The following is a 1,451-nucleotide window of genomic DNA, read 5'->3' as shown; positions in this document are numbered from 1 at the left end:
GGGCTCGCCGGTGGCGAGCGCGTCGGTGAGGTGGGGGACGTCCGCCGCTGAGGTCCCCGGCTTGATGCCGGTGGTGTCGGTGTCCACGACGTGGATGCGGTCGGGGTTTTCGTTCTGGGCGCTGCGGACCAGGCCCCACAGGGGCGCGTGCGCCAGGTGGACGTCCTCGGTCTCGTCGGTGGCGACGGCGCGGTGGGTGAGGACGACGAGGCGGCGGTCGGTCTCGTCGTTCTCGGCCAGCCAGCCCTTCACGTGGGTCAGCAGCGCCTCGGTCGCGGCGTGCGCGGCAGCCGGGGTGTCCTCGGCGGCCGGGACGGCGACGTACACGTCCACCTGCTCGGGATCCACCTGCTCCACCTGCTCGGTGGTGGGGCTCCAGGCGAGGTGGAACAGGCTGTTGCGGGTGTCGTCGCTGCTGCGTGCGCTGAGCAAGGCGGCGTCGACGGGCCGGGTGTTCAGCGCCGTGACCGTGGCCACCGGCCCGCCGGTGGAGTCCCAGGCCCGCAGGGCCAGATCCTGGCCGTGCTCCCCGGTGGGGGTGAGGGTGGCGCGAAGCCGGGTGGCGCCGGTGGCATGCACCGACACACCACTCCACGCGAACGGCAGCCGAAGCCGGCCGTCCGCACCGTCGTTGTGCGCCGCGAGGGGGTGCAGTGCGGCGTCGAGGAGCGCGGGATGGATGGTGTGGCCGGCGGAATCGGCGCCCTCCGGGAGGGCGATGTCGGCGTACAGGGTGCCGTCGGCCGCCTTCCAGGCCGCGGTCACGCCTCGGAAGACCGGGCCGTACTCGTAGCCCGCAGCAGCCAGCTCCGGGTAGAGCGTGCCGATGTCGAAGGGTTCCGCACCCGAGGGCGGCCACTGGGTCAGCGGCTCGGCGGCTTCGGCGGCGTCGGCGGTGAGGGTGCCGAGGGCGTGACACGTCCAGGGCTCGGGTTCTGCCCCGTCAGCGTGCGGCCGGGAGTGGATCGTGACCTGCCAGCGGCCCGTTTCCTGTGCGTCCGACCCGCCCTGGGGCGCGGCGGTGACCTGGAGGTCGCGGGCGCCGGTCTCCGGGAGCACCAGCGGTGTCTGGAGGGTCAGTTCGTCGAGGTGGGTGGCGCCGGTGTGGTCGCCGGCGTGCAGGGCGAGGTCGACCAGCGCGGTGCCGGGGAGCAGCACGGTCCCGGCGACGGCGTGGTCGGCGAGCCAGGGGTGGCTGCTCAGACCGACCCGACCGGTGAACACCGTGGCGCCCGTGGCGGCGTCGGTCCCGTCGGCGAGCTGAACCGCGGCGTGCAGCAGCGGGTGGCTCGTCGTGTCGAGGCCGAGGTCGGTGGCACTGCTGAGCCGGGCCGGGGTGTTCAGCCAGAAGGGCTGGTGCTGGAACGGGTACGTGGGAGGGCTCGGCAGCGCGCGCGCCGTCCGCGGGAGGTGGGGGGTGAGGTCGATGGGGTGGTGGTGGGTGTGGAGGG

1 protein-coding gene is annotated in these 1,451 nt (G+C 74.3%); it reads right to left on the bottom strand.

Going from position 1 to position 1,451, the window contains the following annotated elements; translation table 11 throughout:
- A partial coding sequence (locus I003_RS34125) for a polyketide synthase dehydratase domain-containing protein (RefSeq protein WP_199784378.1) occupies nucleotides 1-1,451 on the bottom strand: 1,451 nt, incomplete at both ends.

The organism is Streptomyces sp. CNQ329, assembly GCF_000482585.1.
This window is presented reverse-complemented; position numbering and strand designations above follow the sequence as displayed.